General features: G+C 71.8%; 20 protein-coding genes. 8 read left to right on the top strand and 12 right to left on the bottom strand.

Going from position 1 to position 20,866, the window contains the following annotated elements; genetic code table 11:
* Positions 1 to 39 precede the first annotated feature (39 nt).
* Positions 40 to 921 carry an SDR family oxidoreductase gene (locus L3i22_RS32150; protein WP_221321246.1) on the top strand — a complete coding sequence of 294 codons (882 nt, stop codon included), beginning with the start codon at positions 40 to 42 and terminating at the stop codon, positions 919 to 921.
* Between the two features lie 321 nt (positions 922 to 1,242).
* On the opposite strand, the gene L3i22_RS32145 is transcribed toward L3i22_RS32150, so the two are convergent.
* Entirely contained in the window at positions 1,243 to 1,746 is a 504-nt protein-coding gene (locus L3i22_RS32145) for an SRPBCC family protein (RefSeq protein ID WP_221321245.1), read from the bottom strand.
* Between the two features lie 3 nt (positions 1,747 to 1,749).
* The gene (locus L3i22_RS32140; protein ID WP_221321244.1) at positions 1,750 to 2,151 is read right to left on the bottom strand and encodes a helix-turn-helix transcriptional regulator; all 402 of its coding nucleotides are present in this window, start codon (positions 2,149 to 2,151) and stop codon (positions 1,750 to 1,752) included.
* Positions 2,152 to 2,241: 90 nt separating this feature from the next.
* On the opposite strand from L3i22_RS32140, the gene L3i22_RS32135 reads away from it, so the two are divergent.
* Both L3i22_RS32135 and L3i22_RS32130 read left to right on the top strand, forming a co-directional pair.
* Positions 2,242 to 3,201 (top strand): DUF4034 domain-containing protein, encoded by a 960-nt coding sequence (locus L3i22_RS32135; protein ID WP_221321243.1) that lies wholly within the window; start codon positions 2,242 to 2,244, stop codon positions 3,199 to 3,201.
* Between the two features lie 202 nt (positions 3,202 to 3,403).
* The gene (locus tag L3i22_RS32130) at positions 3,404 to 3,961 is read left to right on the top strand and encodes a hypothetical protein (protein WP_221321242.1); all 558 of its coding nucleotides are present in this window, start codon (positions 3,404 to 3,406) and stop codon (positions 3,959 to 3,961) included.
* Between the two features lie 199 nt (positions 3,962 to 4,160).
* Here L3i22_RS32130 and L3i22_RS32125 read toward each other — a convergent pair whose 3' ends face one another.
* Positions 4,161 to 5,825: an aminotransferase class V-fold PLP-dependent enzyme gene (locus L3i22_RS32125; protein ID WP_221321241.1), complete on the bottom strand. Its 1,665-nt coding sequence runs from the start codon at positions 5,823 to 5,825 to the stop codon at positions 4,161 to 4,163.
* A 426-nt stretch (positions 5,826 to 6,251) separates the two neighbouring features.
* Positions 6,252 to 10,769, bottom strand: coding sequence for an SCO7613 C-terminal domain-containing membrane protein (locus L3i22_RS32120; protein WP_221321240.1), 4,518 nt, complete (start codon positions 10,767 to 10,769; stop codon positions 6,252 to 6,254).
* 522 nt (positions 10,770 to 11,291) lie between these two features.
* Between L3i22_RS32120 and L3i22_RS32115 the strand changes: the two genes are divergently transcribed.
* Genes L3i22_RS32115 through L3i22_RS32100 form a run of 4 tightly spaced genes read left to right on the top strand, consistent with a single transcriptional unit; the run spans position 11,292 to position 15,322 of the window.
* Positions 11,292 to 11,780 carry a DUF6069 family protein gene (locus L3i22_RS32115; protein ID WP_221321239.1) on the top strand — a complete coding sequence of 163 codons (489 nt, stop codon included), beginning with the start codon at positions 11,292 to 11,294 and terminating at the stop codon, positions 11,778 to 11,780.
* A gap of 16 nt (positions 11,781 to 11,796) precedes the next feature.
* The gene (locus L3i22_RS32110; RefSeq protein ID WP_255657325.1) at positions 11,797 to 14,445 is read left to right on the top strand and encodes a cation-transporting P-type ATPase; all 2,649 of its coding nucleotides are present in this window, start codon (positions 11,797 to 11,799) and stop codon (positions 14,443 to 14,445) included.
* A complete protein-coding gene (locus tag L3i22_RS32105; RefSeq protein ID WP_221321237.1) occupies positions 14,442 to 14,891 on the top strand; it encodes a hypothetical protein in 450 nt (149 codons plus the stop codon). The genes L3i22_RS32110 and L3i22_RS32105 overlap by 4 nt, the downstream gene beginning before the upstream one ends.
* Positions 14,888 to 15,322 (top strand): RDD family protein, encoded by a 435-nt coding sequence (locus L3i22_RS32100; protein ID WP_221321236.1) that lies wholly within the window; start codon positions 14,888 to 14,890, stop codon positions 15,320 to 15,322. Before L3i22_RS32105 ends, L3i22_RS32100 begins: the two co-directional genes overlap by 4 nt.
* Before the next feature lie 181 nt (positions 15,323 to 15,503).
* Here the strand turns inward: L3i22_RS32100 and L3i22_RS32095 are convergent, their stop codons facing one another.
* From L3i22_RS32095 to L3i22_RS32080, 4 genes are read right to left on the bottom strand one after another with little or no spacing between them, the layout of a single operon-like run.
* Positions 15,504 to 15,785, bottom strand: a complete 282-nt coding sequence (locus L3i22_RS32095) for an SHOCT domain-containing protein (RefSeq protein ID WP_221321235.1) — start codon at positions 15,783 to 15,785, stop codon at positions 15,504 to 15,506.
* 6 nt (positions 15,786 to 15,791) lie between these two features.
* The gene (locus tag L3i22_RS32090) at positions 15,792 to 16,274 is read right to left on the bottom strand and encodes a DUF6325 family protein (RefSeq protein ID WP_221321234.1); all 483 of its coding nucleotides are present in this window, start codon (positions 16,272 to 16,274) and stop codon (positions 15,792 to 15,794) included.
* Positions 16,274 to 16,510, bottom strand: coding sequence for a hypothetical protein (locus tag L3i22_RS32085; protein ID WP_221321233.1), 237 nt, complete (start codon positions 16,508 to 16,510; stop codon positions 16,274 to 16,276). The genes L3i22_RS32090 and L3i22_RS32085 overlap by 1 nt, the downstream gene beginning before the upstream one ends.
* A gap of 8 nt (positions 16,511 to 16,518) precedes the next feature.
* Positions 16,519 to 16,935, bottom strand: coding sequence for a DUF6325 family protein (locus tag L3i22_RS32080; protein ID WP_221321232.1), 417 nt, complete (start codon positions 16,933 to 16,935; stop codon positions 16,519 to 16,521).
* Between the two features lie 167 nt (positions 16,936 to 17,102).
* Between L3i22_RS32080 and L3i22_RS32075 the strand changes: the two genes are divergently transcribed.
* The gene (locus L3i22_RS32075; RefSeq protein WP_255657324.1) at positions 17,103 to 18,554 is read left to right on the top strand and encodes a hypothetical protein; all 1,452 of its coding nucleotides are present in this window, start codon (positions 17,103 to 17,105) and stop codon (positions 18,552 to 18,554) included.
* Between the two features lie 2 nt (positions 18,555 to 18,556).
* Here the strand turns inward: L3i22_RS32075 and L3i22_RS32070 are convergent, their stop codons facing one another.
* From L3i22_RS32070 to L3i22_RS32055, 4 genes are read right to left on the bottom strand one after another with little or no spacing between them, the layout of a single operon-like run.
* Complete coding sequence (locus tag L3i22_RS32070; protein ID WP_221321231.1) at positions 18,557 to 19,051, bottom strand: DUF1269 domain-containing protein; 495 nt, start codon at positions 19,049 to 19,051, stop codon at positions 18,557 to 18,559.
* A 16-nt stretch (positions 19,052 to 19,067) separates the two neighbouring features.
* The gene (locus tag L3i22_RS32065; RefSeq protein ID WP_221321230.1) at positions 19,068 to 20,204 is read right to left on the bottom strand and encodes an AI-2E family transporter; all 1,137 of its coding nucleotides are present in this window, start codon (positions 20,202 to 20,204) and stop codon (positions 19,068 to 19,070) included.
* Positions 20,188 to 20,604: a hypothetical protein gene (locus L3i22_RS32060; protein WP_221321229.1), complete on the bottom strand. Its 417-nt coding sequence runs from the start codon at positions 20,602 to 20,604 to the stop codon at positions 20,188 to 20,190. Before L3i22_RS32060 ends, L3i22_RS32065 begins: the two co-directional genes overlap by 17 nt.
* Positions 20,601 to 20,807 carry a hypothetical protein gene (locus L3i22_RS32055; RefSeq protein WP_221321228.1) on the bottom strand — a complete coding sequence of 69 codons (207 nt, stop codon included), beginning with the start codon at positions 20,805 to 20,807 and terminating at the stop codon, positions 20,601 to 20,603. Before L3i22_RS32055 ends, L3i22_RS32060 begins: the two co-directional genes overlap by 4 nt.
* Positions 20,808 to 20,866: the final 59 nt, after the last annotated feature.

Genomic DNA, 20,866 nt, shown 5'->3' with positions numbered 1-20,866 from the left:
TGTGACGGGACAAGAGTCCCATCACTTCGGGAGTGTTCCATGCACGTATTCGTCACCGGCGGCACCGGCCTGATCGGTTCCGCCGTCGTCGCCGAGCTGCTCGCCAACGGTCACACCGTCCTCGCGCTCGCCCGCTCCGACGCGTCCGCACAGGCCGCCGAGGCGGCCGGCGCCACCACCATCCGCGGTGGCCTCGCCGACCTGGACGTCGTGCGCGCCGGCGCCGCCCAGGCCGACGGGGTGATCCACCTGGCGTTCGGCAACGACTTCAGCAGCGCCGAGGCCGTCGCCCGCTCGGTCGCCGAGGAGACCGCCGCCCTGCTCGCGCTCGGCGAGGTCCTGATCGGCAGCGACCGCCCGCTGGTGACGGTTTCCGGCACACCGTGGGTGCCGGGCGCCGCCTCCACCGAGTCCGACCCGCTGCCGACCGACGGCCCGGTCGGTGGCCGAGGCCGTACCGTCAATGAGATTTTGACCCTGGCCTCTCGCGGGGTGCGCAGCACCTCGGTGCGGCTGCCGCGAACCGTGCACAACAACGGCGCCGGCGGCTTCGCGGGCCTGCTCACCCAGATCGCCCGCGGGTCGGGCGTGTCGGGCTACCCGGGCGACGGCACCCAGCGCTGGCCGGCCGTCCACGCCCTGGACGCGGCGGTCCTGTTCCGGCTCGCGCTGGAGCAGGCCCCGGCCGGGACGGCCTGGCACGCGGTGGCCGACGAAGGTGACGCGGTCCGCGACATCGCCGAGGTGATCGGCCGCCGGCTGGGCCTGCCGGTCGCTTCCGTGGCGGAGGAGACGTTCGGGCCGCTCGGGCAGATCTTCGCCACGGATCAGCCGTCGGTGAGCGTGCACACGCGGGAGGCGCTGGGCTGGAAGCCGGTGCACCCGAGCCTCCTGGAAGACCTGGAGAACCTGCAGCCCTGACCCTGCCGCCCGCTGCTCGCCGCCGCCCGGCAGCCCGCTCGCCGGCAGCCCGGTCGTCCGGCCTCCAGCCGGTCCCGCGGTCGCCGCCCGGCTGTTCGGCTACTTGGTCGCCCTTGGCTGCCCGGCCCCGGCAGTCGGCTCGCCGGCGGCCCGCCCGCCGCTCGCGACTCGCCGCCGGGCAGCCGCGGGTGGACGTTGCTCACGTCGGCGTCCGCCCGCGGCTGGTGCGCCCATCGGCGTCTTGCTCGTCTGCTCGCGCGGATCTGCGTCTGCTCGCGCGGCTTCGCGGCCGGTCGCGCGGCTCTGCGGCTGCTCGCGCGCCTATGCCAGCTCGCGGTAGGCCGGCGTCAGCTCTTGCCACCGTTCCTTCCAGGGCCCGGCCGGCTGCCCGGCCAGGTGGGCGGCGAGATCCTCAAGATGCGCCTGCCACCCGGCGCCGTGGTAGAAAGTTTCCTCCGCAGGCAGCCCGCGTTCCTCAACGACCAATCGCGTCCGCTCGCCTTCGGCGAAAAGCTCCGCCTCGATGACGGTCTCTTCGTCGGTGCCGGGCGCCAAAGTGACCAACAGGCGGTGCGGCACCTCGCACACGTCGATACGTCCCGGGCCGGACCAGCCGCTGGTAAAGATTGTCTTCACGGCGCCGCCGACGGTGAGGTCGCCGGTCACCTCGGCGATCCAGTTCACGAGCCGGGCCGGGTCGGTGACGGCTGACCAGAGATCGTCAATACCGGTGTCGTACACGTCCTCGACCCGGACGCCGCCGCGCCCGTCGGGCAGCCGATACAGGCTGCCGAGCAGGTGTTTCCCAGGGTTCGCGCTGGTCATGTGTCACCCTTCGGTGTCGGTGTCGGTGTCGGTGTCGGTGTCGGTGTCGGTGTCGGGGCCGGTGTCGCGGCCTGGGCCGGTGCCGGGGCCGCTGTTGGTGGTCCGCGGGCGGGCGATCTCGGCGTGCAGGTCGGTGAGCCGGCGTTGCCACAGGTCCCGGTACCGGCCCAGCCAGAGGTCCAGGTCGATGAGCGCCTCGGGCCGCAGCGAATAGACCCGGCGCTGCGCGTCCTGCCGCACGTCGACCAGGCCGGCCTCGCGCAGCACCCGCAGGTGTCGCGACACCCCGGGCCGGGCGATCGGCAGCAGCTCCGCCAGCTCGTTCACCGTGGCGGGCCGGTCCGCCAGCGCGTCCAGGACGGTCCGCCGGCTCCGGTCCGTCAACGCTTGAAGCACCGCATCCACCGCGCCAATGTACCCACCCAGTTACATACCCGGCAAGGTACATAGAGGTGTAGTTAAAATCTTCCGCCAACGAGGGGGAGGACGTTCCAGATGTGGCCGTTCGGTAAAAAGAACCGTCAGCCGGCTTTCACGATCGACCCGGCATACGGCGACGAGCAGCCCCGCCGGTTGATCGACGCCCTCGCGGCGCGCGACTGGCGGACCGCCCGGGACGTCTTCGCCGAAGCCACTGACCCGGACACGCACGCCTTCCTGATGGAGGCCGCGACCGGCGTGGACGGCGTACAGGACTGGATCGAGGAGTGGGTGGCCGCCGAGCCGGACTCGACCCTGCCGGTCCTGGTCCGCGGCTGCCACGCGGTGCAGTGGGCGTGGGAGGCCCGCGGCGCCAAGTCGGCGCGCAACACCAGCCGGGAGCAGTTCCAGGAGTTCGCCCGCCGGCTGCGGCTCGCCGAGAACCTCCTCGACGAGGTCACCGAACGCGATCCGGAACAGGTCACCGCGTGGGCGTGGCTGGTCACGTCGGCCCGCGGCCGTCAGGTCGGCCCGGTCGAGGGGGAACGGCGCTTCCAAGAGGTGATCAAGCGGTACCCGCTGCACGTGATCGCCCATGAGCAGCGCCTGCAGCACCTGTGCGCCAAGTGGTCCGGCAGCGACGAGAAGATGTTCGCCTTCGCTCGCGAGGCCACCGCCGCCGCGCCGCCCGGCAGCCTGCTCCCGGAGCTGATCGCGGTAGCGCACCTGGAGAAGTGGATGTCCCTGCCCAGCGGAGAGGACGCGGCGTACATCTCGGCGCCGGAGATCCGCGACGAGCTCGTCGCCGCCGCTCAGAAGTCCTTCCTGGACCCGTCCTACCGCAGGGCGGTTGGTTGGGCGCCACGGATCGCCACGTTCGCGCTGACCTGCGAGTTCACCGAGGCGTTCGAGATCGCCGGCCGGGCGCACGACCTGCTCGGCGAGCAGGTCACCGAGTGGCCGTGGCTCTACTGCGGAGACCCGGTCGAGACGTTCACCCGAGGCCGAGACTTCGTCCACCAGAACCGCCCGTGACCGCGCGCGAAAACATTTTTCTTCGTGACCCGGTCAGCCGTCTCTGACGGTGTGCGGGGACGGCGTCGTCAATCGTTCCTGATTGCACGGACCCGCGGGTCGGTCGTGGTCGTCGGTGCGGCGCCGTCCGGGCCTTCGACGACCGCTTCCGGCGGTGCGCGGGGATACCCCGAAAAGCAGCGGAGCCTTATGATCGCCGTCAATGAGCACGCCATCCCGAATCGCGCGGTGGGGCGGGCCGGCCCTGGTGGCCGGACTTCTGCTGGCAGCCGTGATCTACCCGCTGCTCGCCGCGAAGCCGGGCCCGGCCAGCATCGGCGGATGCACCGCCAAGCCGGACACCATCCGGGCGATCACCGCCGACCCGATGCTCACCCAGCACCCGGCCTCGACGGACCTGGACAAGGCCGCCGAGGAGTCTCTGAGCTGCGGCGACACGTCCTCGCCCGGTAGCTCCGGCATCGAGGCAATTGCCGCCGGCGTGGTCGGCACCCGGCTCTCCAGCCCGCCGGGCATCAACGTCCGCACCTTCTACACCGACCTGGCCCGCCGCTCGGGCTGGCAGGCCGACCAGCGCCCGACCGGCCTGTTCTCGGCCACCAAACCGACCGGCGACTGCCCGTGGTGGTTCGTCCTGAACGAGGCGAAGGACGGCGGCTACCACATCCGCGTGTACTACCAGCCCGACGGTGCCCCCACCGGCAGCTGCGCCTGGGAATCCGGCGACGCCTTCCTTCTCCCGCTCACCGCCGGGAACTAACCCACCAGTCGCCGCGGCGTTCCGGATCCACCTACCGCTCGCCGCCGGAAACTAACCACCGGCGGCAGCGGCGGCCTGGACCGGCCTTCGCTCACCGTCGGAAAGTAACCACCGACGGCGGTGGCGGTCCGGTCGGACTTCTGCCTCGGGCTCCAGGCCTGCCGCCTCGCCTCCGTGGCAACGCCCGGCCGTGCGGCGGTCAGGTCGGTAGGCAGGCGTCCGGTAGCAGGAACCAGCGGAGCTTCTCGAAACCCAGGGGCAGACTCAGGCGTTCGCCGTCAGCCGGGTCCACCCGGGCGGTCAGCTCCGCGCGCGCCGAGTCGAGGTAGCCGGCCAGCACGTCCTCACCGACGGTGACCGTCGGCGCGGGCGGTGACGTCACCGTGCCATCGGCCCCCAGCCGCAGGTCGGCGAGCCGCACCAGCGGGGGAGCGTGTCGCACGTGCGTCCACCGCCCGGTCCGCGGATCGAACCGGTAGTCCGGCAGCATCCGTGCGCCGTAGCGGGCGACCAGCAGCACCGCCTCGACCAGATAGTCCGCGACCGTGTCCGAGATGAAGTAGTTGAAGTTGAGCCGCGACCAGCCCGGCTTGATCCCCTCCCAGCCGTCCAGGATCTCGTCCCGGAACTCCCGCGAGTGGGCCTCGTCGATGCCGAGCAGCCGGTGCCCGTACGGCCCGGCACACGAGCACCCGCTGCGCGCCTGGATCCCGAACAGGTCGTTGAGCAGCGCCGCCACAAAGTTGTGGTGAAGGTACTTTTCGCCGGCCCGGACCTGGAAGGAAACAATCGACAGGCGGTCGGCTTCGACGTCACCGAGGATCTCGATGCTCGGCTCGGCGGTCCAGCGCTCCTTGGCGCGCTGCCACAGCACGTGCTCCCGGGCGCCGATCAGGTCGGTACCGACGGACTCCTTCACCGCGAAGACCAGCCCGGCCCGGATCGACTCGACGATCGCCGGGGTGCCGCCCTCCTCCCGGATGACCGGGTCCTCGAGGTAGCGGTGACCGGTCGGATCGACGTACGCGACCGTCCCACCGCCCGGGGTGACCGGCACCCGGTTGGTCATCAGCCGCCGGTCGAGGACGAGGACGCCCGGGGTCTGCGGCCCACCGGCGAACTTGTGCGGCGACAGGAAGACGGCGTCCTTGTCGGCCATCGAGATCGGCACGTACGGCCCGGCGGCCGCGTAGTCCCAGACCGACAGCGCGCCGTGCTCGCGCAGCACCTGCGAGACCGCGGCGGTGTCGGTGAGGATGCCGGTGACGTTCGAGGCGGCGGAGAAACTGCCGATCCGGACCGGGCGGTCGGCGTACGCGATCAGCGCCGCCCGCAGCGCGCCGAGGTCCACGTGCCCGGTGTGGTCGGACTCGATCTCCACGACGTCCGCGACCGACTCGCGCCACGGCAGTTCGTTGGAGTGGTGCTCGTACGGCCCGACGAAGACCACCGGTCGCTCGTCGCGGGGGATCCGCGCGCTCAAGCCGTACCGGTCGTCAAGGTTCTCCGGAACGCGGAGGCCGAGGATTCCGGCGAGCTTGGCCACCGCGGCAGTGGCGCCGGAGCCACAGAAGATCACCACGTGCTCCGGCCCGGCCCCCACGCTGCGGTGGATGATCTCCCGGGCCTCCTCGCGCAGCGCACCGGTCTGCGCGCCGGTCGCGGACGCCTCGGTGTGCGTATTGGCGTACCGGGTGAGCACCTGCTCACGAAGGAAATCTTCGACGAAGTCGAGCGCCTGCCCGGAGGCCGTGTAGTCGGCGTAGGTGATCCGCCGCTGACCGAACGGCCCGTCGAGGACCTGTCCCGCCCCGACCAGACCGTCCCGGATCCGCGCCAGCATGCCATTACCCGTGTCGCTCATACCATCCATCCAACGCGCTCTGGTTCGCGCAGTTCAATCGGCCGATTTTTGTCGCGGTTCAACTTTTTGGGCCACCGCGTCGCGCCATCCCACCAGATCACGCCGTCGTTGGCGAGGCCACCCGGGCAGCACCGGCGAGAGATACTGCACGCCCTTCGCTGCCGGCCGCCTCCCGCAGCCGCGGCGACATGCGGTCTCCGCGGGTAGCGCAGGTGGTGGCTGGGCCGGTGGCAAGGACGTGCCGATTGGACCGGCGCCGGTAGACCGTGGCCATTGATGGTGCCGGGCCGACACCCACAAACCGTTGCCGATGGCGGTGGCGGTGGACCACCGGATCCGGCGTCTCTGCCGATGGGTGTTGCTGGGCCGATACCGGCACCCGTGCCGATGATGGTGCCGTACCGGTACCGGCAAGCGATGCCGGGGTCAGCCCATCCGCCCGACCGCATCGCGCAGCCTCAGCAGGTCGCGCCGCCGCTGCTCCAAGGTGGTGGCGATGCCGACCAGGAGCAGACCGCCGACCGCGAGCGGCACCCATCGCGGCACCAGGTCCCACACCTGCGCCAACTCGTACAGGGCGACCAGCACCACCACGATCCCACCGGAGACCACCGGCGCCTGCAGCCGCGCCAGCGCGCCGAAAATCAGCACCGCCAGTCCGGCAACGCCGAGGAGCAACCGCCGCGCGTACTGCGGCTCGTCGGCACTGCTGTTGGAAATTACCGCCAGGGTCGGAAGGAAACCGGCTGCCAACGCCGGCCCGTAGGCGGTCCAGGACGGCAGCTCAGCACGGCTCCGGCGCGCCCACCAACCGGCCAGCAGGGCGAGCGCGGCGGCGGGCGCCGTGTACAGCTCGACGGTGCCGGCCTGCCTGGCGGAAAGAAACAACCACCAGCCGAGCAGTGCACAGCCGGCGGCGGCGAGCGCGTACCCGAACCGGACCTTCAACGTCTCGTCCGGCCGCAGCGCGCGCACCGCGACAACGGCCGCCCACAGTGTGGCGATCAGGGCCGCCTGCCGGAGCGATCCGGCGGTCAGGAGGGCGATCAGCGCACCCGACTGCGCGATCGCGGCCACCGCCGGCGCTTCGCGCGGGCGACGGGTGGCCAGGACCCATTCGAGGGCTTGGGCAAGCCCGGCGGCGCAGAGCACGGTCCGCGCGACGCCGCCGGGTTCGAGTTGGGCGAGGTTGCTTGCCCCGAGGTACGCCACCACGACCACTGCCCCGGAACCGGCCACCCAGCCGGCGATCCTGGCGGACAGGTCCAGCCCGGCGGCACCGACCACCGCGCCGGCCACGGCTACCAGGGCAAACGCCGCCAGCAGCGCCCCGGCTCGCGGACTGGTTCCGGCTACGCCGGCCGCGGCAAGCCCGCCGAACGCGGCCACGAGCACCGACCATCCGGAAACCACGACACCCGCGCCGGATGTCTGTCGATCCAGGGCGGGCCGGCCCACCGACACAGGCCGCCCGGCTGCCGCTGCGAAAACCGGCGGCGGCACAGGCGACCCCACGGCCGGGCGAGGTGCGGCCGCGGCCGAGGGACGCTCCGGGTCCAGGGTGTGGTCGGATGCCGATGCCGATGCCGGTGTGGCTGGATGCGCGGATTGGTCAGGGGCGCGGAGGGCCGCAGCCGCCAGTTGTTCCGGGTCGAAGGTGTGTGCAGCCGTAGGCGCGGGCCGGCCCGCGGTCGAGAGAGGTGTAGCCGGGACAGGCGTGGTGGGGAGGGGCGCGGCAGTGAGGGGCGCGGCAGTGAGGGGCGCGGCAGTGAGGGGCGCGGCAGTGAGGGGCGCGGCAGTGAGTGGTCCGGCAGTGAGGGGCGAGGCAGTGAGGGGTCCGGCATCGAGGGGCGCGGCAGGGAAGGGCGCGGCAGGGAAGGGCGCGGCAGGGAAGGGCGCGGCAGGGAAGGGCGCGGCCGCAGGCGCGGGGCGGCCCGTGGGTGAGAGAGGTGTGGCCGGGATAGGCGTGACAGGGCGGGACGCGGTCGCTGGGGTGGGGTGCCGCGTGGTCAAGAGGAGGGTGGTCAGGCCGGCGAGGCCGACTACGACTTCGGACAGGGGTACTGACGGCCAGGGTGCGTGGGCGGCGGCCAGAGTGAGCGGGACAGCGAGGGCTACGAACGGTGCCGCGATCCACCTGGTGGCGAAGAGCCAGGTCGCGACCGCGGCCATCAGTGTCGCGGCGACTGTCGCCCATGAAACCGCTGGCGTGACGGGTTCCTGGAACGTCAAGAGGGCTGCGAGGTCGTCGGCGGTCCAGGCCAGTAGGCCTACGGCCAGCGCGGACGCGGCGAACGGAGTGGCCGGCGCGGACCTCAGCGTGGCGACCAGGATCAGGGCCGCGCCCACGTAGAGCTGCGCCGGATCGTCGCCGGGCAGGCTCCACAGGGGAGTGGCGGCCGCCAGCAGTAGTGCGACCGAGGATGCCTGCAATTCATAGCCGCGGACCCGGCGAGCGACCAGGCACAGCACCGCGGTCACTACCAACAAGGCGCGGACCTGCGTGGTGACGGAAAGTTCCGCCGCCAGGAGTCCGAGCCAGACGGTCGGCACGATGGCGAGCAGGCCCACGGTCATGGCCCACGCACCGAGGAGCCGGGCCCGACTCGCGGCGAAAGGTTCCTTCGCGGATTCAGCAAGCGGAGCCGCGCTGGTTGCGGCTCCAGCTGCGGCAGGTCCGGTGGTGCCGGGTTCGGTGGTGGTGAGGCTGGCTGTGGTGGGTTCGGTGGTGGTGAGGCTGGCTGTGGTGGGTCCGGTGGTGGTGAGGCTGGCTGTGGTGGGTCCGGTGGTGGCGAGACTTGCTGCGGTGAGGTGGTTGCGCTGGAGGAACAGGGCTGCGCTGATGCCGAGTGTGGCGATGGTGCCGCATACGGCGGCGGCTACGCCCGGGTCGCCCAGGCTGGTGATCAAGGCGTGGGTCGCGGCGAGCGCGGTGATCGTGAGGCGGAGGGTGCTCGGTGTGCGGGTTGCCAGGGCGAGTGCGAGTGCGGAAACTGCGATTCCGAGAGCTGCGGCGGTCCACCACGGGAGGCCGAATGCCGCGGGGAGCAGCAGGCATACCGCGGTGAGGGCGGACAGGGACAGATCCGGGCGGAATCGGGCGGGCAGCAGGATCACGAATGCGGCGAGCAGGGCAACCGTCGCGACAAGAAGGTCCCAGCCCGGGCCGGTTCCTACCCAGGGGATTCCGGAATCCGCACCCGTTCCCACCCAGGAGGTCGTGGGACCCGTGCCGGTTCGGGCGGCGGAATTGCCCGGGCCGGCGACGGTGGCCGTCAGCGCGGCTCCCAGTACTGGTTGTGCCGCTGCCATGCTGTTCGTCGCAGCTATCAGCACACTCCAGGCGAGCCCGAGTGTGGGCACACCGGCTACGGCGAGCGCTCCGGCCCACGATCCACGCCGGAACGGCTCGGGGAGGCGCCCATCGGCGACCACGGCAAGCACGCGAGCCCAAGGCCCGCGTCTTGTCGGCGGCGAGGGCTGTGCTTCCGCAGCCGCAGTGAGGGGATCGGCCGATGGTTCGCGTCTTGCGGGGTGAATGGGGCCTGTGCCTGCGGCGGCGGTGAGGGGATCGGCCGATGGTTCGCGGGTTGCGGGCTGTGCGGGGTTACCGGCTGGGCGCTCCGTGACGGGAGCGGCCGGGTCTGCGCGCTTTGCCAGGCTGGGGAAGCGGCCGGCTGCGGCTGCGGTGGCGACTGCGATGGCCAGGGCGACGGTGGACAGCCGTAGGAGTTCGGTGCCGTCGCCCAGCTGCAGCAGCCAGCCGGCTGCCGTGACGGCGGTTGCCACGGTGAGCAGGGCGGTGGTCCAGGTCTGGGCGACGGGGTGCCGGGCGAGTACCGCGCCGGTGGCGGCAACCGCGGCGAGCAGCATCAAGGCGCCGCCTGCCGCCGCGGCCCGGCCTGCGGTGTCGGCGGATCCCAGGCCGGCGAGGGCCAGCATCGCCGCCACGAACGCGGAAACACTGCCGCAGAGGTACGCGACCACGCCGACCGCGGTCGCGGTGAAGCGGACCCGCCACAGCGCGGCGACGTTCACCACGGTCGCGGCGGTCAGGGCGAGGGACCAGCCGGTCGCGCCGGCCGAGACGGCCGCGGCCACCAGCGGGAACACCGGCTGCGCGATCACCAAGGCGGAAATTTTCGGGCCGGGCAGGCCGACCAGCCGGCCGTAACCGAACGCGATTCCCGCGGTCGCCGTCCCGACCGCGGCTGCGTAGGCCGACGGCCGCAGATCCGTCACGCCCAGGAGATCGACGGTCCAGGCCGCATAGCCGTCGAGCAGGATCATCAGCACGCCCACCGCGGCGAAAGTTTCCGCCGCGCCGGTCAGCTGACGTCGTACCGCGAAGGGCGGCACCGCCAGCACGGCGGCGGTCGCCACGGCGAGAATTGCCGCCCGGCCGACCACGCCGACCTGGGCCCAGGCCACCGCGGTGAAAACTGCCGCCGCTACCACGAGCAGCAACCCGCCCAGTGCGAACAGCACGTTCTGCGCGGTCAGCGTGGTCAGGCGCCGCTCGGTGGCCGGGGCGAACGGCCCGGCGAAGGGCGGAACCTGCGCCGGTGTCGGCCCGCCGAAGGGCGAAGCCGGACCGGACCCACGCCCGGCGAAGGGAGCGGCCGGAACATGCCCCGGCGTGGCGAGAGGCGAGCCGGGAATCGGCCAGGACTCGGCGGACGGAGCGACCGGGGAATGTCCCGGCCCGAGAAGAGGGCCGGAGTGCCCCGGCCCGGGGAACGGCCCGGCGTGAGGCGGCGCCGGGATCGGGCCGGGAACGGGCGATCCCGCGCGGGCGGCCTCGACCGCAGACCGCACCCGGAACGCGAGCGCGTCCCGACGGCCCCGCACGTTCCCGATCGCCGTCTCCACGGCGCTGACCTCGGCCCGAGCCGCTCGGAGGCGTTCACCGAGCCCGGTCAGCTCCGCGTTCAGGCGGATCACCCCGATGGCGTCCGTGTCCGGCCCGCGCCCACACTGAGGGCACCCGCTGACCGTCGATGCGATCGCCGCACAATGCGGACAGGGGTAACTCTCAAACTCGCTGCTCACGGCGACAGTTTGGCGCATGCCGGCAAGACGCGGGCCCCCAGGACGCGCAAGGTGGCAAGGCGCAGACCGCCAGGACGCGCACGATGGGCAAGACGCGGGCCCCCAGGACGCGCAAGGTGGCAAGGCGCAGACCACCAGGACGCGCACGATGGGCAAGACGCGGGCCGCCGGCACGCGCACGGTGGCAGGACGCAGGCCGCCAGGACGCGCACGGCGGCGAGGCGCGAAGCGGACGGAACGCGAATCCCGCCGCCCCCGAAACGAAAGAAACACCGCTCCGGAACGCAAGACGCGCAGGTCACGCCCGACCCGGACCACCCACCCCACCGAGACTCATCCCGGCTGGATGAGGCGGCAACCGCCGCCCCCGGCGATTCTCAGCGCGGCACCTCCCGTGCGACCGAGGAGAACCGGATGACCACCGAATCTGTGAAACCCACCGTCAACGCCGGCAAACTGTGGGCCGGGGGCGGCGCGACCGCGGCCGTCGCCGCGCTGATCGCCGTCGCCGGGATCCTGCTCGGGCGCGGGATCTTCGACATCGACGTCCTCGCCCCCAAGGGCCAGGGGACCTGGGGGGACGCCAGCACCGGCTGGTACGCGCTCGGCGCCGCCCTCGCCGCCCTGCTCGCCACCGGCCTGGTGCACGTGCTGATCCTGACCACACCACGGCCGATGCGCTTCTTCGGCTGGGTGATCGGGCTGGCCACGGTCTCGGCGATGCTCGCGCCGTTCGTCACCGACGCGGAGCGGGCAGCCCAGTTCTACACGTCCGGGCTGAACATGATCATCGGGATCGCGATCGGCTCGCTGATCGCCGGGGTGGCCCGGTCGGCGACCCGCCTGGTCCGCGTCGACACCCGGCCGGCGTCGTCGCGCCCCTACCCGCCCCAGTACCGGTAGGCGCCCGATGGCGACCATGACCACGCCGCCGGAGACCCCGATCTTCCACACCCTCTCCGTACCGGAAGCGCTTGAAGTCGAAAATGTCGACCAGCAGCACGGTCTGAGCGACACGGAAGCCGCTGCCCGCCGCGAGAAGTACGGCCCGAACCGCTTCACCCAGGCCAAACGCGAGCCGTGGTGGCGGGCGTTCGTGCGCCAGTACGCCGACCCGATGCAGATCGTGCTGCTGATCGCGGGCCTGGGCAGCCTGTACCCGTTGAAGCAGTGGGGCACCGGCGTGATGCTGATCGCGCTGACCCTGCTCAACGCCGCGCTCGGCCTGCACCAGGAGGGCAAGGCCGCCGCCGCGATCGACGCGCTGCAGAAGATGATGATCGTCAAGGCGCGGGTGCGCCGCGGCGGCAAGCTCACCGAGCTGCCCGCCGAGGAGCTGGTCCCCGGCGACGTGGTGGAGATCGAGGCCGGCGACGTGATCCCGGCGGACGGGCGGCTGCTGCGCGCGTCCAGCCTGGAGATCGACGAGTCGGCGCTGACCGGGGAGAGCCTGCCGGTCGCCAAGAACGTCGACCCGCTGACCGAGCCGGACACCGACCTGGGCGACCGGTCCGACATGGCCTACATGAACACCAACGTCACCCGCGGCGCCGGGGAGTTGCTGGTCACCGCGACCGGGATGACGACCGAGGTCGGCCGGATCTCCGGAATGCTGCAGGCCGACAAGGACGCGGCGACGCCGCTCACCCGGCAACTCGCCAAACTGACAAACCAGATTTTGTACGTCGCCGGCTTCGCGCTCCTGGCCTCGGTGCTGATCAACCTGGCCCGTGGCAACGAGTTCACCGTGGTCTTCACCGCCGCGGTCGCGTTCGCCGTCTCGGCGATCCCGACCGGCCTGCCGGCGGTGGTCACCACGATCCTGTCGATGGGCACCCAGCTGCTCGCCAAGGCGAACGCGATCGTGAAGCGGCTGCGCTCGACCGAGACGCTCGGCTCCACGTCGGCGATCAACTCGGACAAGACCGGCACGCTGACGCTGAACCAGATGACCGCGACCGAGATGGCCATCCCGGGCCGGCGGTACGTGATCTCCGGCGGCGGTTACTCCACCGAGGGCACGATCAAGCGGGTCGCGGGCGAGCCGGACGTGCCGCTCGACGAGTACCTGCTGCCGATGATCCTCGCGTCGGACGCGGTGGTCCAGGACGGCCGGCTGATCGGGGACCCGACCGAGCTCGCCCTGGTGGTGCTCGCCGAGAAGGGTGGACTGGACGCCGATGCGACCCGGGAGAAATATCCCCGCGTGGCCGTGTTGCCGTTCGACGCCGCGTACAAAATGATGGCTTCTTTCCATGAGATCTCGGGCAAGGTGCAGTTCTTCGTCAAGGGGGCTCCGGACCAGGTCCTGGCCCGCTGCTCGGTGACTCCCGAACAGCACGAGCGCTACCTGGCCGAGAACGAGCGGCTGGCCCGGCAGGGCCTGCGGGTGATGGCGACCGCGCGCGGAACCGCCGACGCCGTCGGGGACGACCTGCTCGGCATGCTGGAGAACCTCGAGCCGCTGGCCCTGGTCGGCATCGTCGACCCGCCCCGGCCGCAGGCGAAGGACGCGATCGAGCAGGCCCACGCGGCCGGCATCGAGGTCCGCATGATCACCGGGGACCACGCGATCACCGCCGCCGCGATCGCCGGCAAGCTCGGCATCCGCGGCCGCGCGATCACCGGCGCCGAGTTCGGCGCGATGAGCGACGAGGAGGCCGACCGGGAGATCGACGGCATCGGCGTGATCGCCCGGGTCACCCCGGAGCACAAGGTGCGCCTGGTCGAGGTGCTCCGGCGCAAGGGCCACATCGTCGCGATGACCGGCGACGGGGTGAACGACGCGCCGGCGCTGAAGAAGGCCGACATCGGCATCGCGATGGGGATCACCGGCACCGAGGTGAGCAAGGAAGCCGCCGCGATGATCCTCACCGACGACGACTTCGCCACCATCGTCAAGGCCGTCGAGCTGGGCCGGGCGCTCTACGCCAACCTGAAGAAATATATCTTCTTCCAGATGGGCGTGCTGGCCGCCATGATCGTCACGTTCCTCGCGGCGAGCATCGGCAACATCGCCGGCGGCGTGCCGTTCCTGCCGCTGCAGACGCTCTGGCTGAACTTCACCACGCAGGTCTTCCAGTCCGTCGGCCTCGGCTACGGCACCGCCGAGCCGGACATCATGCGCCGGCCGCCGCGCCGCTCCGACGAGCCGCTGCTGACCAACCGGGTGCTCGGCTGGCTCGGCCTGATGGGCGTGTTCATGGGCGCGATCACGCTGCTCGTGCTCTGGTTCGCCGAACGCGACCACGACATCCACGTCGCCCGGACCATGGGCCTGACCGCGTTCTCGCTGATGAACCTGATCTTCTCGGTCACCGTGCGCAGCGACATCCGATCGGTGTTCAGCCGGGACACCTTCGACGACCGGCGGTTCCTGATCACCAGCGGGATGTCGCTGGCCGCGATCGTGCTGGCCACCGAGCTCGGCCTGATCCAGAGACTGCTCGGCACGGTCAGCCTCGACCTCGGCCAGTGGGGGATCTGCCTGCTCGCCGCGCTCACCGTCATCGTGCCCACCGAGATCCGCAAAGCGGTGCTGCGGCGCCGGGCCGGGAGGCCATCATGATCGCGTTGATCCAGCTCGGCGACGTCGCGATCGGCGCCGTGTTCCGCGCCGGGGAGAAGAGCGCCGACAAGCTGTCCGCTCTTCGCTCACGGTGGGATCAAGAGAGTTTGCGTACGGCGGCGGAGGTCTGGGCCCGGTGGACCGTGCTCGCCGAGCGGGGCGCCGCGGAGCGCGAGCGCGGCCAGCGCGGCGCGCGGCGGGCCGTCGACACGGCGGTCGACCGGCTGGCCCACTCGGAGCTGGTCGAACGGCTCGTCGACGCCCAGCTGGAACGGGTCCTGACGCTGCTGGAGAACGAGCCGGACCGGGTCCGCGGGCTGATCCGCGGCCAGCGGGAGAGCATCGTCGGCGAGGCCCTCGGCCGGGTCCGGTCCGGGGCGGCGGCCGGCGACAGCGCGGTCGACCGGCTCACCCTGAAGATGTCGAGGCGCGGCGACGCCCCATGAGCGGGTACGCCGGGCTGGTCAGCCGGACCTTGGCGTACCTGATCGACACTCTCACCGTCGCGGTGCTCGCCGCGGCCGGGGCGACCGCCTTCGGGCTGGTCGCCTCGGTCGTCGGCCACGAGGCCCGGGAGCTGGCCCGGCTGATCCTCTCGTCCTATCTGGTGGTGCTGCCCGCGCTGCTCGCGGTGTACTGCGCGCTGTTCTGGGTGCTGGCCGGGCGGACGCCGGGGATGGCCGTGGTCGGCGTCCGGGTGGTCCGCGCCGACGGCGGGCCGGTGCGGTGGCTCGCCGCGCTGGTGCGGGCGCTGCTGCTGGCGTATTTCCCGGTCGGCGCGCTGTGGCTGATCGTCGACCGCCGGCACCAGGGCCTGCCCGACAAGATCGCCATGACCGCGGTCGTCCGGGAGGGAGCGGTCATCCGGGAGGGATGAGGACGCTGCCGGCGTCGTCCAGCGACGGCCGGTACACGACACGACAGGCGGGGCCGCTCAGGTACGAGCGGCCCCGCCTGTCGCATCGACATGTTGACGTGTTGACTTGACGTTGTGGATCGACGCAGCGTCATCGTTGACTCAGACCGTCATGTCAAGTCAACACGTCAATGTCGCGTCATCAGGAGTTGAAGATTTTCGACTTCTGTACCTCGAACTCCGCGTCGGTGATCAGGCCCTGCGACTTCAGCTCACCCAGCTGCCGTACCTGGTCCAGCTTCGCCGTCATCGGGTCCACGGCCGGCTCCGGCTCCGGCTCGTCCACCGGTTGCTCGTCGTAGTACTGCTCGTCCTCCTGTCGTGCCCAGCGTCCGGCCTGCCGGCGGGACACCCGGTTGGACACCGCGGTCGCCGTCCCGGCGATCACCGCGGTGCGTGCGATTCCTCTGAGCAGACCCGGCATCGCCCCTCACCTCCCACCGGTGACCGAGGCCGGCGTGGCCGCCGGTCCGGTTCCGGTTCCGGCGGCCGGCTCGGTCGCGTCGAGCGCGGCGAGCAGCTCCTGGATCGGGATCCGGCCGCCGGCGACCAGGTGCGCGCCGGCGTGCCGCAGCGACCGGGCCAGCGGTGCGGCCCACAGGTTCTCGTAGACCAGCAGCACCGCGGCCGCTCCCGGCTCCAGGATCGAGCCGGCCTCGCGCAGGTCGTCGCCGCCGAGCATGCCGGAGGCGGCGCCGTGGAACGCGCCGAGCCCGTTCAGGTCCAGCTCACGGCCGTCCAGGGCGACCACCGCGCCGTCCGGTGACTTGCGGACGAACAGCAGGTCCAGCAGCCGGATGATCCGCCGGTCCACCAGGTCCAGCAGCAGCGGCAGCGATTTGCCGTCGAGACTGCCGCGCGGGAACTCGATGCACAGGTAGTCGACCGGTCCCATCTCGTCGAGGTCGCTCATCAGGCGCTCACCGCCTCGAGCCGGCGGTCCTCGGCCGGCTCCTGCCCGGGCGCGGGCCGGCCGCGGCCGCCGCGGTGGACCACGAGGGTCTCGATGCCCCACGCGATCAGCGCGCCACCGGCCGCCGCGAGCAGCGGCAGCACCAGCAGATACCCGTAGTCCGGACGGATCGGACGTCCCCGCAGCACGTCGTAGGCGACGGCGGCCCGCCGTTCGGCGATCTGTCTCCTGGTCATGATTCCCCTCAGCTCGTCGTGGTCAGCACTCGTCCGTGGCCGGGCGCCCCGGGAATGTGGGTCAGCGCCACGATCGTCCCCGCGGACGCCGCGACCCGGCCGGCCAGTTCGTTCAGCCAGCGGTGCTCCAGCAGCACCGCCAGCGCGTCGGTGTCCCGGTCGACGAGCCTGGCAACCTCGTCGAGATCGGTCTCGGTGATCAGCCCGGTCGCCAGCCGTGCCCAGGCGAGGTCGCCCGGCAGCCCCGGCAGGTCGCAGAGCTCCACGGTGCACGCCCCGCCCGCCGGGCCGGTCCGCATCACCAGGACGTCGACGACGCGCAGCTGCCCGGCCCGGGTCAGCCGGTCCAGGGTGGTCAGCACGCCGTCGTTGAGCCGGTCGGCGGGGAAGGACATGATCATGAGTTCGAGCGGCCCCAGTGCCATGGCCACAGCCTGCTGGCCCGGGCCCGGGCGAGCCTCATCCACCGGGGGTGAACGGCCGGTCGGCGGCCGGGCCGCCGGGGGCTCATCCGCGCCGGGTGACGCGCGGGTCGTCCCGGCCGGGTCACTGTCGGCAGGACCACCGGCCGTGGACCGAGGGGGAGATCATCATGACCAGTTCCGCACAGCCGTCGCCCGCTGCGCCGCCCGGCCAGGAGCCCTACCAGCCGGACGGAACCAACCCGGCGGAGCCGGACGAAACGCATCCGGCCGAGCCGGACGAAACGCATCCGGCCGAGCCGGACGAACTGGTTCGGCTGCGCGCCGAGGTTCAGTCGCTGCGCGCGGAGCTCGGGCAGCGGCCGCCGCGCCGTCGCCCCGGCAGCGGGGCCGTCCGGCGCACGCTCGCCGCCGTGCTGGCCGCGATCGCGGCGTTCGCGCTGGTCACCAGCGTCGTCGGGCTGTGGGGGGCACGAACCGTGCTGAACACCGACCGCTGGGTGGCGACGGTGGCCCCGCTGCCGCAGGACCCGAAGGTGTCCGCGGCCGTCGCCGAGTACACCAGCACCCAGCTGCTGCAGGTGCTCGACGTCGAGCAGCGGCTGCGGACCGTCCTGCCGCAACAGGCGGCGTTCCTGGCCGGCCCGCTGACCGGGCAGATCCGCGAGCAGGTCCGCAAGATCGTCGGGGAGGTGCTGCAGAGCGACCGCTTCCAGACCGTCTGGGTCGAGCTGAACCGGCGCGTCCATCAACGGGTGCTGGCGGTGATCAACGGGAACAGCGACGTCATCCGGGCCCACTCCGACCGCATCGACATCGACATGTTGCCGCTGATCAACCAGGCCCTGCGGGAGCTGAGCGCGGAGCTGCCGACGATGTTCGGCAAGCAGATCACGCTGCCCGACCTGAGCAGCGGCGAGATCCCGGCGAACCTGCGCGACCGGATCCAGGAGCAGCTCGGGGTGACGCTGCCGGCGAACTTCGCCCAGTTCACCGTCTACGACGCGGGCAAGCTGTGGGCCGCGCAGCAGGCGGTGGCGACCGCGAAGCGGGACCTGGGCCTGTTCGTCGCGGCGACGATCGTGCTGCTGATCGCGGCGTACCTGGTGTCCCCGGGCCGCCGGCGCACCACGGTCCAGCTCGGTCTGTGGCTGGTGGTGGCGGCGGTCGCGATCACCGCGATCCTGCGCGCCGTCCGGCGGGAGATCCTCGCCCAGGTGCCCGGCGGTACCTACCGGGACGGGGTGGACGCGGCGATGACCAGTGTCTTCGGCCTGCTGCGCGAGCGCGGAGTACAGATCATCGTGATCGGCGCGCTGCTCGCCCTGGCGGCGTATCTGGTCGGCCCCGGCCGCATCCCGGCCTGGCTGCGCGGGCAGGTGGCCCGGGGCGGCCGGGCGACCTGGCGCGGCGCCCGCGTGGTGGGTGCGCACGCGCCCGGCTGGATCGCGGCCCACCTCGACCCGGTCCGTATCGCCGGGGTGGTGGTCGCCGCGATCCTCGCCCTGATCCTGTCGTCGTGGACATCGTTGCTGGTCATCGTGATCCTGCTGGCCGCCTACGAGGCCGCGGTGACGCTGATCGCCCGCCGCGTCCCGCACGAGCCGGCCGTCGCGGGGTGAACCTACGGGCGGTGGTCGCCGAACGTCTCGAGCAGGGTGTCCCGCTCGGCCTCGGTCAGGTTGGTCTCGATCAGCCGGCTGCCCAGCCCGTGGAAGCGCTCGCCGAGCCGGTCCAGGTTGCCGTGGTCGGTGACCAGGAACAGCGCGGACGTGCCCTCGGTGATCCCGGTCCGGATCCGTTCCAGCTGCTCGCGGGTGATCCCGGTGCCCTCGGTGGCCTTGGTGAGCGCGCCCAGCCCGGCGCCGACCACACCACCGATCACCGGGATGAAGAACAGGCTGCCGAGGACCACGCCCCAGAACGCGCCCCAGCCGGTGCCGCGCCAGTTCGTGTCGTGTGCGTGGTGGGAGACGGGCTTGGACGCGCCGACCGGCCAGCTGACGATCGCATGGTCGACGATCTTCACGAGATCGTCCGCGGCGGCGTACTTGATGGCGTCGAAGGCCTGCTCGGCGCCCTGGGGATCGTCGTACTTCCAGACAGTGAAGGTCGTCATCGCGTCAGCGTGCCGACTACTGCGCCTCGACGGCCTCATCCGGTACGGGCGAATCCGACAGCCCATCCGGTACGGGCGAGTCCGACAGCAGCACGTTCATCCAGCGGGTGCCCGGGTCGATGTCGACCAGCAGCCCCTTGGCGAGCAGGGTCAGCGGGATCGCCAGCAGCGCCCCGAGGCCGCCCAGCACCCAGGCCCAGAAGATCAGCGCCAGGAACGACACGGTCGCCGACAGGCCGACCGCGTCGCCGACCACCTTCGGCTGGATCACCGACTGGATCACGAAGTTGACCAGGCAGTACAGCACGATCACGGTGAGCATCAGCTCCGGCCCGCCCTGCAGCAGCCCGAGCAGCGCCGGCGGGATCACCCCGATCACGAAGCCGATGTTCGGGATGTAGTTGGTGATGAACGACAGCAACCCCCACAGCAACGGCAGCGGTACGCCGAGCGCCCACAGCAGCAGCGTGTCGAAGGTCGCCACGATCAGCCCGAACACCGTGCACACCACCAGGTAGCGGCGGGTGCCCCGGGCGAACGACCCGAGCGCCGCCACCACCTGCGGGCGCTCGCCGACGATCGAGTTGAGCCGGGCCGGGAAGCCGACCGCGTCCAGGCACATGAACAGCAGCACGGCCACCACGAACACGGTGTTGGACAGCAGCCCGGCCAGTCCGCCGGCCAGCGATCCCAGCACGTGCGCGACCGCGCCGGAGTCGACCCCGGACACCGCGGAGCGCACCTGTTCGGCGCTTATCCCGAGGGTGCCGAGACCGCTGACCACGTCCTCGCGCAGGTTCGCGAACTGGGCCTGGTACTGCGGCATCAGGTCGATCAGCCGGGCCACCGAGACCACCAGGGCCCCGCCGAGCGCGGCCAGGATCAGGTAGATGACCAGCACGGTCGCCACGGCGGCGAGCCAGCCGGGCGTGCGGCGGCGGCGCAGCCACTCGGTGAGCGGGCTGACCGTCACGACCAGCATCAGGCCCAGGAAGACCGGGCCGACCAGGTCGGCGACCCAGCGCAGCCCGGCGACCACGATCACCAGGCAGGCGCAGCCGAGCAGGACCAGCACGCCACGCGGCAGCACCGCGGCCGGCGCGAATGCGCTCGGCCGCGGGCTGCCCGGGCGTGCCTCAGGCGCGGATCTCACGGCCGTGCGCCGCGATCGCCCAGATGCAGAGCACGTCGATGGCGATCACGATGGAGCACCAGAACGGATAGGCCGGCAACATGATCATGTTCGAGAACGCGCTGAACACGGCGATCACGATCGCGATGATCCGGGCCCAGGCCTGCCCGTAGAGCACGCCGATGCCGGCCAGTACGGTGATCGTCCCGAGGATCAGCTGGGCCCAGCCCCAGAAGGTGAAGTCGGCCGGGATCGCGAGGGCGTCCGCGGTGGCCTGGGCGAGGTCGTCGCGGGCCAGCATGACGACCCCCTCCATCACCTCGAACCCGCCGTTGATCAGCAGCATCACCCCGGCGAACAGCACCATGCCGACCCACGGCGACGGCGGGGGAACGTTCCGGGTTCGTTCGGCGTACGTCATCGTCTCTCTCCCAGCGAGGTCAGGCAGACCACCTGGACACCGGAGTGGTCCAGGCGGGTGAGCAGGCGTTCCAGGTCGTCGTCGGAGAGCCGGCCGCGGATCGTGCTCTGCCGTGGCATGGTCCGGATCCGCAGGTCGCCGAGCGTCCGCCGGAGCAGCGGGCCCAGGAAGCCGCGGACCCGGATCTCGTAGCGCTCGTACATGACCGGCTCCCGTCGTACGGAAATAGATGGTTTTTCGATCTTCGCGGCCGGGACCGGCC

It is taken from the genome of Actinoplanes sp. L3-i22, from assembly GCF_019704555.1.
Lineage (GTDB): Bacteria > Actinomycetota > Actinomycetes > Mycobacteriales > Micromonosporaceae > Actinoplanes.
Note: the sequence above shows the minus strand (reverse complement) of the source record. Positions and strands in the feature narration are given on the sequence as shown.